General features: G+C 64.0%; 13 protein-coding genes and 1 riboswitch. Of the genes, 10 read left to right on the forward strand and 3 right to left on the reverse strand.

The window, feature by feature from the left end:
- The first annotated feature begins 150 nt into the window (after positions 1-150).
- A complete protein-coding gene (locus tag FJ428_RS27085) occupies positions 151-1032 on the forward strand; it encodes a DMT family transporter (RefSeq protein WP_140562437.1) in 882 nt (293 codons plus the stop codon).
- A 17-nt stretch (positions 1033-1049) separates the two neighbouring features.
- Here FJ428_RS27085 and FJ428_RS27090 read toward each other — a convergent pair whose 3' ends face one another.
- From FJ428_RS27090 to FJ428_RS27100, 3 genes are all read right to left on the reverse strand, one after another.
- Complete coding sequence (locus FJ428_RS27090) at positions 1050-1853, reverse strand: potassium channel family protein (protein ID WP_140665053.1); 804 nt, start codon at positions 1851-1853, stop codon at positions 1050-1052.
- A gap of 67 nt (positions 1854-1920) precedes the next feature.
- Complete coding sequence (dnaE, locus tag FJ428_RS27095) at positions 1921-5448, reverse strand: DNA polymerase III subunit alpha (RefSeq protein WP_140555365.1); 3528 nt, start codon at positions 5446-5448, stop codon at positions 1921-1923.
- 113 nt (positions 5449-5561) lie between these two features.
- A complete protein-coding gene (locus FJ428_RS27100) occupies positions 5562-7574 on the reverse strand; it encodes an acetyl/propionyl/methylcrotonyl-CoA carboxylase subunit alpha (protein ID WP_140880522.1) in 2013 nt (670 codons plus the stop codon).
- Positions 7575-7776: 202 nt separating this feature from the next.
- On the opposite strand from FJ428_RS27100, the gene FJ428_RS27105 reads away from it, so the two are divergent.
- The 9 genes from FJ428_RS27105 to gcvP all read left to right on the forward strand — a co-directional run bounded on the left by FJ428_RS27105 (position 7777) and on the right by gcvP (position 17208).
- Positions 7777-8904 carry an S-(hydroxymethyl)glutathione dehydrogenase/class III alcohol dehydrogenase gene (locus FJ428_RS27105; RefSeq protein ID WP_140579701.1) on the forward strand — a complete coding sequence of 376 codons (1128 nt, stop codon included), beginning with the start codon at positions 7777-7779 and terminating at the stop codon, positions 8902-8904.
- A 65-nt stretch (positions 8905-8969) separates the two neighbouring features.
- A complete protein-coding gene (gene gfa / locus FJ428_RS27110) occupies positions 8970-9539 on the forward strand; it encodes an S-(hydroxymethyl)glutathione synthase (RefSeq protein WP_140623439.1) in 570 nt (189 codons plus the stop codon).
- A 64-nt stretch (positions 9540-9603) separates the two neighbouring features.
- Positions 9604-10071 (forward strand): YaiI/YqxD family protein, encoded by a 468-nt coding sequence (locus FJ428_RS27115; RefSeq protein ID WP_140670491.1) that lies wholly within the window; start codon positions 9604-9606, stop codon positions 10069-10071.
- A 25-nt stretch (positions 10072-10096) separates the two neighbouring features.
- Positions 10097-10774 carry a DUF1345 domain-containing protein gene (locus FJ428_RS27120; RefSeq protein WP_140623435.1) on the forward strand — a complete coding sequence of 226 codons (678 nt, stop codon included), beginning with the start codon at positions 10097-10099 and terminating at the stop codon, positions 10772-10774.
- A 116-nt stretch (positions 10775-10890) separates the two neighbouring features.
- A complete protein-coding gene (locus FJ428_RS27125; RefSeq protein WP_140561532.1) occupies positions 10891-11775 on the forward strand; it encodes a cytochrome b/b6 domain-containing protein in 885 nt (294 codons plus the stop codon).
- A gap of 1 nt (position 11776) precedes the next feature.
- Entirely contained in the window at positions 11777-12568 is a 792-nt protein-coding gene (locus tag FJ428_RS27130; RefSeq protein WP_140561471.1) for a molybdopterin-binding protein, read from the forward strand.
- A gap of 103 nt (positions 12569-12671) precedes the next feature.
- Positions 12672-12758: riboswitch (glycine riboswitch) on the forward strand.
- A 148-nt stretch (positions 12759-12906) separates the two neighbouring features.
- Positions 12907-14004: a glycine cleavage system aminomethyltransferase GcvT gene (gene gcvT / locus FJ428_RS27135; protein ID WP_140633499.1), complete on the forward strand. Its 1098-nt coding sequence runs from the start codon at positions 12907-12909 to the stop codon at positions 14002-14004.
- A 7-nt stretch (positions 14005-14011) separates the two neighbouring features.
- Positions 14012-14380, forward strand: a complete 369-nt coding sequence (gene gcvH, locus FJ428_RS27140; protein ID WP_140495853.1) for a glycine cleavage system protein GcvH — start codon at positions 14012-14014, stop codon at positions 14378-14380.
- Positions 14381-14397: 17 nt separating this feature from the next.
- Entirely contained in the window at positions 14398-17208 is a 2811-nt protein-coding gene (gene gcvP / locus FJ428_RS27145) for an aminomethyl-transferring glycine dehydrogenase (protein WP_140561474.1), read from the forward strand.
- Positions 17209-17210: the final 2 nt, after the last annotated feature.

Here is a 17210-nt window from a genome sequence, read left to right on the forward strand (position 1 = left end):
CCTGCGAAGCACTTCCGATATTCGGAACTCAACGCCCCCTGTCGTGCCAGGTTCCGCCTTCAACATGACTGTTTTGCAACATCCGGCTGGCCCAGAAGAATGCGGCTGCTAGCGGTTGCGGCAAAAGCCACGGCCTGCGACATAGCGGAAATGGCACCCACCCCTTCCATCCCCAAGGCCGCGTTCTGGATGGCGCTGTCGATCGCCTCGTTCCTGGCGATGTCGGTCGCGGGCCGCGCCACCACGGCCGAGCTCAACGTTTTCCAGGTGCTGGAGCTGCGCTCGGTGATCGGCTTTTTCATCCTGCTGCCGCTGGTCATGCAAAATGGCGGCTTTGCCGCCATGCGCACTGGGCGCCCCCTCGCCCATGTCACGCGCAACGTGGTTCACTATACCGGCCAGGCGGCGTGGCTCTACGCCCTGACGCTGATCCCTTTGGCGGTGCTGATCTCGATCGAATTCACGACGCCGATCTGGACGGCGATCCTTGCGGTCACCTTTCTCGGCGAAAGGCTCACCCGGCCGAAGCTCGGGGCCGTGGCGCTCGGGCTGATCGGTGTTGTGATCATTGTGCGCCCAGGCGTCGGCTCGGTCGATCCGGGACATCTGGTCGTGCTGGGCGCGGCAATGTGCTTCGGCATCTCGCTGGTCCTGGTCAAGTCGCTGACGCGGACCGACAGCGTTGTGCGAATCATCTTCTGGATGCTGATCATCCAGTCGGTGCTCGGCCTGATCCCGGCGCTCTACGAATGGCGCAACCCGTCGCTCGAGCTGTGGCCGTGGATCCTGCTGATCGCCTTCACTGGCATGTCGTCACATTTCTGCATGGCCTGGGCGCTGAGCTACGCCGATGCCACCGTCATTTCGCCGATGGATTTCCTGCGCGTGCCGCTGTCGGCATTGATCGGCTGGCTGCTCTACCAGGAGCAGATCGACGCCTTCACCGCAGGCGGGGCATTGCTGATCCTGATGGGCAATATGCTCAACCTGCAGCGCCGGCAGCCAAAGCCGGCGCAAGCGGCGGCATCGTAGCGCGCCTCAATCGCCCCTCAATCACCGCTGTCGGGTATGTTGAGGAGGTGGCCGCAGGCCTTGCAGTGAACGGCGTCCGGCTCGTGCCGTTGCAGGCCGCATTGCGGACAGGGAAAGAACACCTTGGCCGGTCGGAAGATCGCCTGCGCCAGCCTGACGAACAGCGATATGCCGATGATCATGGTCACGATCGCCGTCAGTTTCCCCGCCATTCCCGGCAGCACGATGTCGCCGAACCCGGTCGTGGTCACCGTCGCGACGGTGAAGTAAAGCGCGTCGATGTAGCTTTCCAGCCCCGCTCCGCTGCGGAAGAAGAAAGTGTAGACGAAACCGGTGATCACGAAGAGGAACGTCAAGAGATTGATCACCGCGTGGCTCGCTTCGCGCCAGGGCCGCAGGCCCTGCATCTCGAAATGCCGCCAGAGCGAACCGCTGCGCGACAGCGACCACAGCCGCAGAATGCGCAGAAAGCCGAGATTGGCGAGCGCGGTCGGCATCAGCAGCGTCAAAAGGATGAAAATGTCCACCCAGGAGGTCGGCTGCTTCATCAGCCGCAGCATGTCGTTCGAGGCAAGCAGCCTGGCAACCAGGTCGGCGGCGACCAGAGCCGCCACCGTATAGTCGAGCCACAGGAATGAGGCCGACTGCTGGATGACGGGCGTAGCGATGAAGAAGGCAATGATGGCAAGGTCGATGATGACCGCAACCAGCTGAAAACGAAAAGCCGCCGGCGTGCGGCCGTGGTAGAGCTTGCGCAGCGTGTCGCGCAGCCGCGCCATTGTGGAACGGTCCTGCAATCCGTCGCTGTCTTTCGTCTTCATGGCAATTGCGGTGACTTGAGCGGCGGATGCCGCCCGGCGGATTGCCACCAGTCCCCGGAAGGGGCGATCACACCAGCTCCACTTCGACCACGCCTGGCACGGCGCGCATCGCCGAGGCGATTTGCGGCGAGACGCGGTAGCCCCCCTGCAGGGCAATCTCCACCTCGCCCTGCGCTTCTTCCTTGATAACGATGATGCTCACCTGACTTTCACCGCGCTGGGTAAGCTGCGACTGAATGATCGAGGCAGGCGCATCGTTTCTGACGAAGATGCGCAGCGCCTTCTGGATGCGGCTGGCCTCGTCCTCAAGCGACTGCACGGTCTGGATGCGCAGGTTGACGCCCTCCGGCCTGTCCTCCGCCGCCACGGTGATGACCACGGAGCGGCCCGGCTCCAGCATGTCGCGATACTGCGCCAATCCTTCGGAAAACAGTACCGCCTCATACTGGCCGGACGTGTCCGAGAACTGCACCACGCCCATCTTGTTGCCGGTCCGCGTCTTGCGCTCCTGCTTGGTGGTCACGGTGCCGGCGAGGCGCCCTGCGGTGGCACCGCGCTTGACCGCGGCCGAAAACTCCGCCCAGTTCTGCACCCGCATCTTCTGCAGCGCCGCCTTGTACTCGTCCAGCGGATGGGCGGAGAGATAGAAACCGACCACCTGGAATTCGCGGTGCAGGCGGTCGGCGGCGAGCCACGGTTCGGTCACGGGCAAGTTGAGCGCCTGCGACTGTGCCCCTAGAGACGCGCCGAAAATGTCGGCCTGGCCTGAGACGGCGTTCTGCTGCGCCAGTGACGCCAGCCCCATCATCCGCTCGACGCCAGCCATCATCGCGGCGCGGTCATGGCCGAAACAGTCTAGCGCTCCGGCCATGATCAGGCTTTCGAAGACGCGCTTGCCGACGATTTTCGGATCGACCCTCTCGCAGAAATCGGCCAGGCTCTTGAACGGCTTCTCGCCGCGCATGGCGACGATATGCTCCACCGCCGCGTCGCCGACTCCCTTGAGCGCGGCCATCGAATAGTAGATGCGGTTCTCGCCGACCTCGAAGGGACGAAAGCTTGATATCACCGACGGTGCCACCACCTCGATGCCGAGGCGCAGCGCATCCTGGCGGAAATCCGCGAGCTTGTCGGTGTTTCCCATGTCGAGCGTCATCGACGCCGCCAGGAACTCGACCGGATAATGCGCCTTGAGATAGGCGGTCTGGTACGAGACGACGGCGTATGCGGCCGCGTGCGATTTGTTGAAACCGTAGTCGGCGAACTTGGCTAGCAGGTCGAAGATGAAGTCGGCCTGCGGCTTGGCCACGCCGCGCTCGACCGCGCCCGAGACGAAGCGCTCACGCTGCTTGTCCATCTCGGCGCGGATCTTCTTGCCCATGGCGCGGCGCAAAAGATCGGCTTCGCCCAGCGAATAGCCGGACAATTCCTGCGCGATCTGCATCACCTGTTCCTGGTAGACGATGACGCCTTGCGTCTCCTTCACCAGATGGTCGATCTTGGGATGGATCGACGCCATCTCCTCCTCGCCGTGCTTCCTGGCGTTGTAGGTCGGGATGTTCTCCATCGGCCCCGGCCGGTACAGCGCCACCAGCGCGATGATGTCCTCGATGCAGTCGGGCCGCATGCCGATCAGCGCCTTGCGCATGCCGGCACTTTCCACCTGGAACACGCCGACCACTTCGCCGCGCGACAGCATGGCGTAGGTCTCGGGGTCGTCGAGCGGTATCGTCGCAAGATCGATGTCGATGCCGCGGCGGCGTATCAGCTTCACCGCCGTCTCCAGCACCGTCAGCGTCTTCAGGCCGAGAAAGTCGAACTTCACCAGCCCGGCCTGCTCGACATATTTCATGTTGAACTGGGTGACCGGCATGTCCGAACGAGGATCGCGGTACATCGGCACCAGCTCCGACAGCGGCCGGTCGCCGATGACGATGCCGGCGGCGTGCGTCGACGCATGGCGATAAAGCCCTTCCAGCTTCTGTGCCATGTCGAGCAGCGTCTGGACGATCGGCTCCTTTTCGGCCTCCTCGGCAAAACGCGGCTCGTTGGCGATGGCGTCCGCCAGTTTTACCGGATTGGCCGGGTTCTGCGGCACCATCTTGGACAGCTTGTCGACCTGGCCGTAAGGCATTTGCAGCACGCGACCGACGTCGCGCAGCACGGCGCGGGCTTGCAGCGTTCCAAAGGTGATGATCTGGCCGACCTGGTCGCGTCCATATTTCTGCTGGACATAGCGGATCACCTCTTCGCGGCGGTCCTGGCAGAAGTCGATGTCGAAATCGGGCATCGACACGCGGTCCGGATTGAGGAAGCGCTCGAACAGCAGCGAGAAACGCAGCGGATCGATGTCGGTGATGGTGGTGGAATAGGCGACCAGCGAGCCCGCACCCGAGCCGCGCCCCGGCCCGACTGGAATGCCTTGCGACTTGGCCCATTTGATGAAGTCGGCAACGATCAGGAAGTAGCCTGGGAATTTCATCTTCTCGATGATGCCGAGCTCGAACTCGAGCCTCTCGCGGTATTGCTCGACCGTATAGCCCGGCGTCGGTCCGTGCGCGGCAAGCCGGGCCTCCAGCCCTTCACGCGCCTGGCGGGCAAGTTCGGCGGCCTCGGCCTTCTCGGCTGCGTCCTTGTCCGACGCGTCGCCGCCGGTAAAGCGCGGCAGGATCGGGCTGCGGGTTTTCGGATAGTAGGAGCAGCGCAACGCGATCTCGACCGTGTTGTCGATCGCTTCCGGCAGATCGGCGAACAACGCTGCCATCTCAGCCTGGCTACGCAGGAAGTTATCCGGTGAAAGCCGGCGGCGATTGTCCACGGCGACGACCGAGCCCTCCGCTATGGCGATCAGCGCATCATGCGCGTCATAATCGTCGCGCGAGGAGAAGAACGCCTCGTTGGTGGCGACGAGCGGTAACTCGTGGGCATAGGCGAGATCGATCGTGGAATGTTCTATCAGCCGGTCGTAACCGGAAACTCGTTCCAGTTCGACATAGAGCCGATCGCCGAACAGGGCTTTCAGGGTCGACAGCCGGGTCTCCGCGAGATCGCGTCGATCCTCCTTCAGAGCCGCCCCGATAGGGCCGCGGGGACCGCCGCTGAGGCAGATCAGCCCGTCGGCCTGGCCCTCCAGCATCTCGCTGGTCAGATGTACCGCCTCGCCGGGCGGCGTCTCCAGATAGACGCGGCTCACCAGCCTGACCAGATTGGAATAGCCGGCCTCGGTCGCCGCGATAAGCACGACTGGCCGCATCTCGGGCCCCTGCCGCCGGCGGTCGCGCTGGCCGTCGACGTTCTCGCCGGAAAAGGCGAGCGCGATCTGGCAGCCGATGATCGGCTGGATGCCGTCCTTCACCGCCTTCTGCGCGAATTCGAGCGCGCCGAACAGATTGTTGGTGTCGGTGACCGCGATTGCCGGACACTCGTCCTTGACCGCATGGCCGACGATCTTGCCGAGTTGGAGCGCGCCTTCCAGCAGCGAATAGGCCGAGTGGACGCGAAGATGTACGAAAGGACGCGCCGGCGCTTCTGGCGCCGCCGCCTTCACTGCCGCTTCGCGCAGCAAGGGGTCGCGTGGAAGTCTGTCATCCGCCATGGTTTTTCGCGTTTCCCGAAGGACTTGAGTCGATCTCGATGTATTGTCCGGCACCGGGCGATGCCAGTCCAGCACAAACGAACATCGGCCACAGGCTTCCGCCCGCCCTCGCTTCAGGCGAATTCCATGATCACCGCGTCGACGGCCAGGCTGTCGCCCGGCTTGACGTTGAGTTTCGCCACCACGAGATCGCGCTCGGCGCGCAGCACGTTCTCCATCTTCATCGCCTCGACGACGGCCAGAGTCTCGCCGGCCTTGACCTCCTGGCCTTCGGCGACGGCGATCGAGACGACGAGGCCGGGCATGGGACATAGCAGCAGGTTGGACGTGTCGGGCTCCAGCTTTTCCGGCATCAGCCTTTCCAGCACGGCAATGCGCGGCAGCATGGCGCGCGCTGTCACCGAAAGCCCTTTCCAGGCGATGCGAAGGCCGTTTGGCGCAGGGCGCAGTTGCGCCACCATTTCGTGCCCGCCGACGCTGCCGCGCCAGACGAGTTCGCCCGGCCGCCAGGCCGACGAAACCGTCAGCGGCTTGCCGCCCTCGATAGACAAGTCGACTTCCATCGGAATGGAGATTATGCCCTCCAGGATGGACGCGGACAGATAGTCCTTGCCAATCTTCACCACCCAGTCGCGCTTGAGTGCTCCCGAATGCGGCGCCAAGCGCCCGCCCAGCCGGTCGAGTCGGTCGCGGCGCAGCAATTCGACCACGGTGGCGACCGCCGCCAACACGGCCTTGTCGTCATGGTCGGGCAGGATCGGCGCAAAGCCGTCGGGATATTCCTCTGCGATGAATCCGGTCGAAATCCGCCCTTCCCGCCAGCGCGGATGCTGCATGAGCGCCGCCAGAAAAGGGATGTTGTGCTCGATGCCGTCGACGACAAAACTGTCCAACGCTTCGGACATCGCGTCGATTGCCTCCAGCCGGGTCGGCGCCCAGGTGCACAGCTTGGCAATCATCGGGTCGTAGAACATCGAAATCTCCGATCCCTCGGTGACGCCGGTGTCGTTGCGGATGACGACGTCGCCGACTTGCCCTTCCTGCGGCGGTCGATAGCGCGTCAGGCGGCCGATCGACGGCAGGAAGTTGCGATACGGATCCTCGGCATAGAGCCGGCTCTCCACCGCCCAGCCATTCAGTTTCACGTCGCTTTGCTTCAAGGCGAGCTTCTCGCCGGCGGCCACACGGATCATCTGCTCGACCAGATCGATACCGGTGACAAGCTCGGTCACCGGATGCTCGACCTGCAATCGTGTATTCATTTCAAGGAAATAGAAGTTTTTCTCAGCGTCGACGATGAATTCCACCGTGCCGGCGCTCTGGTAGTCGACGGCCCTGGCCAGCGCCACCGACTGCTCGCCCATGGCCTTGCGCGTCCTGGCATCGAGGAAAGCCGATGGCGCCTCCTCGGCCACCTTCTGGTTGCGGCGCTGGATCGAGCATTCGCGCTCGCCGAGATAGAGTGCGTTGCCATGCGCGTCGGCCAGCACCTGGATCTCGATGTGGCGTGGATCGACGATGAACTTCTCGATGAATACGCGGTCGTCGCCGAACGAGCTCTTGGCCTCCGAGCGCGCCCGGTCGAAGCCGTCGCGCACCTCGGCCCGGTTCCAGGCGATGCGCATGCCCTTGCCGCCGCCACCGGCCGAGGCCTTGATCATCACGGGATAGCCGATCTCTCCGGCGATCTTCTCCGCGTGGTCGGCGTTCTCGATGACGCCGAGCCAGCCGGGAACCGTCGAAACATTGGCGGCGTTGGCGAATTTCTTCGATTCGATTTTGTCGCCCATGGCCTTGATGGCCTTCGGCTTCGGCCCGATGAAAACGATGCCCTCCTTCTCCAGCGCCTCGCAGAAGGATGCGCGCTCGGACAGGAAGCCATAGCCGGGATGCACGGCCTGAGCGCCGGTCGCCTTGCACGCCGCGATGATTTTCTCGGGCACGAGATAGCTCTGCGCGGCTGGCGACGGTCCGATATGCACCGCCTCGTCGGCCATCTCGACATGCACGGCATCGCGATCGGCGTCGGAATAGACGGCGACCGTGGCGATGCCCATCCTGCGCGCGGTCTTGATGACGCGGCAGGCGATCTCGCCACGGTTGGCGATCAGGATTTTGGTGAACATGCGGGCAAATTCCCCTCCGGCGGACGGTCCAGTTCTATGGATTATGTCGCCATGTCTCAAGTACCGTGTGCGTGGCGCGAACGCCTGCGGTCAAGGGTATGCTACCTGCGTCAAGAAAGCCGATATTTCGTCTCATCTGGCGGTTGATGAGCAGGCCAAAACCTGAAAGCCTGAGCGCAAAATTGCGATGGAGGATTGCCAGATGAAAACCCGCGCCGCTGTTGCCGTTGCTGCCGGAAAGCCGCTTGAGATCATGGAGGTCGACCTCGACGGCCCGCGCGAGGGCGAGGTGCTGGTCGAGATCAAGGCGACCGGCATCTGCCACACCGACGAGTTCACGCTGTCGGGCGCCGATCCCGAGGGCCTGTTCCCGGCCATCCTCGGCCACGAGGGCGCCGGCGTGGTGGTCGATGTCGGCAAGGGCGTCACCTCGGTCAAAAAGGGCGACCATGTGATCCCGCTCTATACGCCCGAATGCCGCCAGTGCCCGTCGTGTTTGTCGCGCAAGACCAATCTGTGCACCGCGATCCGCGCCACGCAGGGGCAAGGCCTGATGCCGGACGGCACCTCGCGCTTCTCGATCGGGGGCGAAAAACTGTTTCACTATATGGGCTGCTCGACCTTCTCCAACTTTACGGTGCTGCCGGAGATCGCCGTGGCCAAAGTCAATCCCGACGCGCCCTTCGACAAGATCTGCTACATCGGCTGCGGGGTGACCACCGGCGTGGGCGCGGTCATCAACACCGCCAAGGTCGAGCAAGGCGCGACCGCGGTGGTCTTCGGCCTCGGCGGCATCGGGCTCAACGTCATCCAGGGCCTGAGACTTGCCGGCGCCGACATGATCATCGGTGTCGATCTCAACAACGACAGACGAGCCTGGGGCGAGCGCTTCGGCATGACGCATTTCGTCAATCCGAAGGAGATCGACGGCGACATCGTTCCCCATCTCGTCAACATGACCAAGCGCGGCGCCGACCAGATCGGCGGCGCCGACTATACGTTCGACTGCACCGGCAACACCAAGGTGATGCGCCAGGCGCTGGAGGCTTCGCATCGCGGCTGGGGCAAGTCGGTGGTCATCGGTGTGGCGGGTGCCGGCCAGGAGATCTCGACGCGGCCCTTCCAGCTGGTCACCGGGCGGACCTGGATGGGCACCGCCTTCGGCGGCGCGCGCGGCCGCACCGACGTGCCCAGGATCGTCGACTGGTACATGGACGGCAAGATCGAGATCGACCCGATGATCACCCACACGCTCAAGCTCGAGGACATCAACAAGGGGTTCGACCTCATGCATGAGGGCAAGTCGATCAGGAGTGTCGTGGTTTACTGAGGGCGGCCACACGCCGCGGGCAACGGGCCCGCGACCTCTGTGGTCAAAAATGGGAGGAGAAAAGCATGGCGGAAAAACTGCATCCGAAAATCGACAATGGTCTGCCCAGGGAGAGTGCGAGCTTTACCGGCGGCACGCTGGTCTGCGCCTGTACCAGCAATCCGGTCAAGGTGAAGGTCAAGGGCCAGATCGCCCACAACCACGCCTGCGGCTGCACCAAATGCTGGAAGCCCGAAGGGGCGGTGTTCTCGGTGGTGGCCGTAGCCAGCACCGGCGACGTCACCGTCACCGAGAACGGCGACAAGCTGAAGGTGGTGGACCCGAGCGCGTTGATCCAGCGCCATGCCTGCACCGGCTGCGGCGTCCACATGCATGGACCCGTCGAGCGCGACCATCCGTTCAAGGGCCTGTCCTTCATCCATCCCGAGCGCTTCGAGGAGGATGGCTGGTCGCCGCCGGGCTTTACCGCCTTTGTTTCTTCGATCATCGAATCCGGTGTCGACCCGAGCCGCATGGACGGCATTCGCGGCCAACTGAAATCGATCGGCCTCGAACCTTATGACTGCCTCAACCCCGGCCTGATGGACTATATCGCCACCTGGACCGCCAAGAGGTCGGGAGCGCTTCCGGCCTGACGACCATGAGATTTGAGGCATGGGGCCGGACGGGTTGCCGGCCCCATGCTCATTTGGAGAGACAATGCCCGGACCCGCCATCCTCGTCGACGCAGACGCTTGCCCGGTCAAAGCCGAAGTCGAAAAAGTTGCCGAGCGCCACGGCGTCGTCGTCACCTATGTTTCCAATGGCGGCCTGCGCCCCTCCCGCGACCCAATGATCCGCAATGTCGTCGTGTCCAAGGGTGCCGACGCCGCCGACGACTGGATCGTGGAAAACGCAAAACCCAACGACATCGTGGTGACCGCGGACATTCCACTGGCCGCACGCACGGTGGCGCTCGGGGCCCATGTATTGGGGCCGACCGGACGTCCCTTCACGCCGGAAACGATCGGCATGGCGGTGGCAATGCGCGACTTGAAGCAGCATCTGCGCGAGACCGGCGAAAGCAAGGGGTACAATGCCAGCTTCGCACCGCAGGACCGCTCGCGGTTTCTCGGCGAACTCGACCGCATCTTGCGGCGCGCTCTAAAATCCGCCACACCGCAGTAGAAGCCCAGCGCCATTCGGAACCATCATGGCCGCCGAAATCCCGTCCAGGACGCCCATGCACCGGCACATGCTGTTCGCGGTGTCGGCTTGTGTCGGCGTCTTTGCGCTTCTGGTGGCCTTGCTGCTTCACGCGCCGCTCGCTTATTCGATCGGGGCCAACGCCTTTTTTGCCGCCTATGTCACGCTGGTTGTCGCCCAGATGCCCAAATTCACCGGCACCTATCTCAGCAAGAATGCGCGCGACACCGACCAGCCTGTGCTGGTCATCTTCGCCGTCACGCTGGTCGTCGTCGGCGTTGCCATCGCCGCACTGTTCCAGTTGATCAACCAGAAAGGCAGTTCGAACGCGATGGAGCTCGGCTTCGCGCTGCTGTCAATTCCCCTAGGCTGGTTCACCATCCACGCCATGGCGGCATTGCACTATGCGCATGTGTACTGGATGGACGGCGACCTGGTCGATGCCGGAACGAAGAAGAAAATCCCGGTCGGCGGCTTGCTGTTCCCCGGCGACAAACGGCCGGAAGGCTGGGATTTTCTGTACTTCTCGACGGTCATCGGCATGACGGCGCAGACCGCCGACACCAACATCTCGACAACCCACATGCGCCGCGTCGTGCTTGTTCATTCGATCCTGTCGTTCTTCTTCAACACGGTCATCGTCGCCGCCGCCGTCAATCTCGCCGTCAGCCTGGGCGGCCCTTGAGCTTCGATCTGATATTTTCGTGATCGATGAAACATCGGCTTGGCTGGCGACGTATCAGGAGGAGAATGATGCAGACAGCGGCCGCGCCGGATGGAACGGCCAGGAAGCGAGACCAGATGGAATCGGTTGCCATGAACCAACCCGCCGCCAGCGCGGACAGTGACGCTACGAAGGCCACGACATTGATCTACCGGCAATCGGCCTGGACGCGGCTGACGCACTGGCTGTGGGCCATCTCGCTGTTCTTCATGCTGCTTTCCGGCCTCCAGATCTTCAACGCCCGTCCGCAGCTCTATCTCGGCAAGCAGTCCGGCTTCGACTACAACAACACCGTCTTCGCTATCGGCGCCGAGAACACGAATGCCGGGCCGCGCGGCTATACCGAAATCCTCGGATACCGCTTCGACACCACCGGCGTGCTCGGCTGGTCTGGGCCGGCAGGACAAGAGACGCCCCGCGCCTTCCCGTCCTGGGCGACGATCCCATCATACTACGACCTCGGCACGGCACGCGTCGTGCATTTCTTCTTCGCCTGGGTGCTGACGACGACGCTGCTTGCGTGGCTGGTCGCCAGCCTGGTCAACGGCCACATCAGACGTGACCTCGCCCCTCGCCTGGACGATCTCAGGCGCCTGCCGCAAGATATCGTCAATCACGCCAGGCTGAAGTTCCACCACACGCGCGAATACAACACGCTGCAGAAAATGGCCTATGGCGGCGTGCTGTTCGTGCTGTTGCCGCTGATGATCCTCACCGGGCTCGCAATGTCGCCAAGCATGAATTCGGTGCTGCCGTTCCTCAACGACCTGCTCGGCGGCCGGCAGACGGCGCGCACCATCCATTTCACCGTCATGGTGCTGCTCGTGGGCTTCTTCATCATCCATATTCTGATGATCGTCGCCGCCGGCCCGCTCAACGAACTGCGCTCGATCGTCACCGGATGGTATCGGACCGACCCGCCGGCGCATCATGACGCAAAATCCTCCGAAAGGAGCGCCTGACATGGCAAAATTCGAGATCAACCGCAGGAAATTCCTGACCGCGGCCAGCCTTGGCCTTTCCGGTATCACGCTTTCAGGCTGCGATGCCTTCGACAGCCAGCTCGGCGTGGGCGGCGGGCTGCGCAGCTTCCTCGAAAATGCCAACGATCTCACACACCGCGCGCAACGTCTGCTCGCGGGCCGTGATTCGCTGGCGCCGGAATTTACTGAAGCCGATATCCGTCAGCCGATGCGCCCCAACGGGGTGACGTCACCCGACGACGATACCTACAAGACCCTGCTCGCCAACAACTTCGCCGACTGGCGGCTGGAGGTCTCGGGCCTGGTCGAAAAGCCGCTGTCGCTGACCCGCGAGCAGCTCATGAACATGCCGAGCCGAACGCAGATCACCCGCCATGATTGTGTCGAAGGCTGGAGCTGCATCGCCAAATGGACCGGCACGCCGCTGTCGCTGGTCCTCGACCAGGCGGTGGTCAAACCCGAGGCGCGCTACGTCATGTTCCATTGCCTGGACACGATCGACCGCAGCCTGTCGGGCGACATCAAATATTACGGCAGCATCGACCTCATCGACGCCCGCCACCCGCAGACGATCCTGGCCTACGGCGTCAACGGCAAGCCGCTGCCGGTCGAGAACGGCGCGCCGCTGCGTGTCCGGGTCGAGCGCCAGCTCGGCTACAAGATGCCGAAATATCTCTACAAGATCGAGCTGGTCGACGGCTTCGCCGCCTTAGGAGGCGGACGGGGCGGTTATTGGGAAGACAATGGCTACGACTGGTATGGCGGGATCTGATCGCAATCGGCACGATGCCGCCATTTTATTTTGCACGTCGCATGCAGGTGACAATCCGTCGTTGACGGGCTATGGATGACGAGTCGAGGGCTTTTGCGAGCCCTACCTGTTTGCGGGAGAGAGCAGCGAGAGCTGCCGCCGAAGGGGAAATCGCCCGAAATCTCTCAGGCAAAAGAACCGTAGACGGGAAAGACACTCTGGAAAGTCGGGGCCTGCCCCCGCGCCGAAGGTGTAAGCGCTGCCGACAGAGTTACGGGGCGCGAGTCTCTCAGGCTTCAGACAGAGGGGCACGGACTGGTCGCCATTCGCGACCGATTGCGTGCGACTCTGGAGAACACATGACGGGCGACACCAAACACCTTCCTCTCGAAGACGTCCACGCAGCTGCCGGTGCGCGCTTTGGCGCCTTTGCCGGCTGGTCGATGCCGCTGACCTACCCGGCCGGCGTCATGAAGGAGCATCTTCACACCCGCGAACATGCGGGCCTGTTCGACATCTCCCACATGAAACTGTTCAGGGTCAGCGGGCCGGGCGCGATTCCCCTGCTCAACCGTGCCTGTCCGCTCGATGCGGGCGCGCTCGAAATTTCACAGTCGAAGCTGACGTTTTTCCTGAACGAGGCCGCGGGCATCCTGGACGATCTGATCGTCACCCGGCTGGGCGATACCAACTTCATGGTCGTCGCCAATGCCGGCAACGCGATCGCCGACGAGAAGCATTTGCGCGAGCTTGCGACCGACTTCGACGTCAAGGTCGAACCGCTCGATCGGGTCTTCCTCGCCATCCAGGGTCCCGAGGCCTGGGCGGCGCTTTCCCGCGCCGGTATCGAGACCGGGTCGCTGCTGTTCATGCATGGCATTGAACCGCGAGAGAACTGGTTCATGAGCCGGTCCGGCTATACCGGCGAGGACGGCTTCGAGATCGGCCTGCCGGAGGCAGACGCGCGCGGTCTCGTCGCGAAACTGCTCGAAGACGAGCGCGTGCTATGGATCGGCCTTGCCGCCCGTGACAGTCTGCGGCTGGAAGCCGGCCTGTGCCTACACGGCCAGGACATCACCACGCAAACCGATCCCGCAAGCGCGGCGCTGATGTGGGCCATCCCGAAGGACATCCGCGCCAACGGCACTTTCATCGGTGCCGACACGCTGCGCGCCGCCGTCGAGCGCGGCTCTGCCCAGAAGCGCGTCGGCCTGAGGCCGGATTCCCGCCAGCCGGTGCGCGCCGGCGCCACGCTCTTCGATGCCGACGGCAATCCCGCCGGCCACGTCACCTCGGGCGGCTTCGGTCCGTCTGCCGGCCATCCCGTCGCCATGGGTTATGTCCCGACACCGCTGGCAAAACCCGGAACTCGGGTTTTCGCCGACGTGCGCGGAACGAAGATACCTGTCGACGTTTCTTCCCTGCCCTTCCTCCCGCATCGCTACCGCAAAGGATAATTTTCAGATGGCAAAGACCTATTTCACCGCCGATCACGAGTGGCTCAGCGTCGAGGGCGGCATCGCCACCGTCGGCATCACCGACTACGCGCAGGAGCAGCTGGGCGACCTCGTCTTCGTCGAACTGCCGGAAACAGGCAAGAAGCTCGCCAAGGGCGACACCGCCGTCGTGGTCGAATCCGTCAAGGCGGCCTCCGACGTGTACGCGCCGGTCGACGGCGAGATCACCGAGGCCAACGCGACGCTGTCGTCCGACCCGTCGCTGGTCAATTCGGCGGCGACCGGCGCCGGATGGCTGTGGAAAATGAAGCTTGCCGACGAAAGCCAGCTCGCCAGCCTCATGGATGAGGCCGCCTACAAAGCCCATATCGGCTGAAATCAGGACGCATTGACATGACCGCAGCACCCTACCCCTTCTCGGCCCGCCATATCGGACCCGGCATTGCCGATGTGAGAGCCATGCTGGCCGTCATCGGCGTGCCCTCAGTGGAGACGTTAATCAGCCAGGCCGTGCCGAGATCGATCCGCCTCGACCAGCCGCTGTCCCTGCCCGCGCCGGCCAGCGAAGCCGAAGCGCTGGCCGAATTGTCGGCGACCATGGCCCGGAATACGGTTCTGAAGAGCTTCATCGGCGCCGGATATCACGGCGTGCACGTGCCGCCGGTCATCCAGCGCAACCTGTTCGAGAACCCGGCCTGGTACACGGCCTATACGCCCTACCAGGCGGAGATCAGCCAGGGCCGCCTGGAAATGCTGTTCAATTTCCAGACTTTGGTTGCGGAACTGACCGGCCTGCCTGTGGCATCGGCTTCGTTGCTCGACGAAGCGACAGCGGTCGCCGAAGCGATCGGCATCGCATTGCGCCATCACCGCGACAAGCGCACCAAGGTGGCTCTCGCCGGCACGCCGCACCCGCAGACGCTGGATGTGGCGCGCACCCGCGCCGAGCCGCTCGGCATCGAGATCGACGGCGAGACGATCGACGACAACACAGCCGCCCTGCTCGTCTCCTGGCCGGACACTTTCGGCGTCTATGGTGATCACAAGGCGGCCATCGACAAGGCGCGCGCGGCCGGCGCTCTGGTCGTCTTCATCGCCGACCCGCTCGGCCTGACACTGACCGACACGCCGGCAAGGCTTGGCGCCGACATTGCCGTCGGTCCAATGCAGCGCTTTGGCGTGCCGATGGGCTTTGGAGGCCCGCACGCCGCCTACTGCGCGGTTGCCGACAAATTGACCCGATTGATGCCCGGCCGCCTGGTCGGCCAGTCGACCGACAGTAAGGGCCGTCCAGGCTACAGGCTTGCCCTACAGACGCGCGAGCAGCACATCCGCCGCGACAAGGCAACGTCCAACATCTGCACCGCCCAGGCGCTGCTTGCCAACATGGCGACAGCCTACGCCATCTGGCACGGCCCCGCCGGCCTTCAGGCAATCGCCGGGCGCATCCACGCGCTGGCCAGCCGCCTGGCAGCCGGGCTCAAGGCGGCAGGCTTGCCGGTGATCGGCACGAGCCGCTTCGACACGGTGACGGTGGAGACGAAGGGGAAGACCGCGCAGATCGCCGCCGCCGCCGAAAAGGGCGGCCGGCTTCTGCGCGTCGTCGACGCCGACCGTGTCGGCATCGCCTTCGACGAGACCTCTGACGAAGCCGACCTGGAAGCCATTGCCGCCTTGTTTGGGGCCAAGCCGAGCGCGGAGGCCGCCGCCGCCATGCCCGGCAAGCCACGCGGCAAGGAGTTTCTTACCCAACCCGTCTTCCACGAGAACAAGTCGGAAACCGAGATGATGCGCTTCCTGCGCCGGCTGGCCGACAAGGACCTGGCCCTCGACCGCGCGATGATCCCGCTGGGGTCCTGCACCATGAAGCTCAATGCCGCGGCCGAGATGATGCCTGTGAGTTGGCCTGAAATCGCCAACATGCATCCCTTCGCGCCGGCCGCGCACTCGGCAGGCTACCGCGCCATGATCGACGATCTGGAAGGCTGGCTTTCGGAGTTTACCGGCTTCGATGCGGTAAGCCTGCAGCCCAACGCTGGCAGCCAGGGCGAATATGCCGGATTGCTGGCCATCCGCGCCTATCACCGCTCGCGCGGCGAGGGCCATCGCACGGTCTGCCTGATCCCGTCCTCCGCGCACGGCACCAATCCGGCGAGCGCGGCGATGGCCGGCATGAGCGTGGTCGTCGTTCGCTGCCTGGAGGACGGCAATATCGACATGGACGACATGAGGGCCAAGGCCAACGAGCATTCCAGGAATCTCGCGGCGCTGATGTTCACCTATCCCTCGACGCATGGCGTCTATGAAGAGGGCGCGCGACATCTCTGCGCCCTCATCCATGAGCATGGCGGCCAGGTCTATTTCGACGGCGCCAACCTCAACGCCCTGGTCGGCCTCGCCCGCCCGGGCGACATCGGCGCCGACGTCTGCCACATGAACCTGCACAAGACCTTCTGCATCCCCCATGGCGGCGGCGGCCCGGGTGTCGGCCCGATCGGCGTCAGGGCGCATCTGAAGCCCTATCTGCCGGGCCATGTTACCGAAGGCTCCGCGCATGCCGTGGCCGCCGCACCTTTCGGGAGTGCCTCCATCCTGCCCATCACCTGGATGTACATCCGCATGATGGGCGCTTCCGGCCTGAAGCAGGCGACCGAGACGGCGATCGTTTCGGCCAACTACGTCGCGACGCGGCTCGCCCCACACTTCCCGCTCCTTTACAAGGGCAGGAGCGACCGCGTTGCCCATGAGTGCATCCTCGACACCCGCGTGCTCAAGGAGAGCGCCGGCATCAGTGTCGAGGACATCGCCAAACGGTTGATCGACTACGGTTTCCATGCGCCGACCATGTCGTTCCCGGTCGCCGGCACGCTGATGGTGGAACCGACCGAATCCGAGCCCAAGCGCGAGCTCGACCGCTTCTGCGAGGCGATGATCGCCATCGCGGGCGAAGCGGCCAAGGTTGCGAGGGGCGAGTGGCCCCTGGCCGACAATCCGCTGGTCAATGCGCCGCACACCGCCGCGGAGGCGCTGGCCGGCCAGTGGAGCCATCCCTATTCGCGCCTGGAAGCGGCCTACCCCGCCGGAGACGCCGACATGGCGGCGAAATACTGGCCGCCGGTATCGCGCATCGACAATGTCGCCGGCGACCGCAACCTGGTCTGTTCATGTCCGCCGCTGTCGGACTATTTGGGCGCGGCCGAATAGTC

The sequence above is a fragment of the Mesorhizobium sp. B2-8-1 genome (assembly GCF_006440955.1).
In the GTDB taxonomy this organism is placed as follows: Bacteria; Pseudomonadota; Alphaproteobacteria; order Rhizobiales; family Rhizobiaceae; genus Mesorhizobium.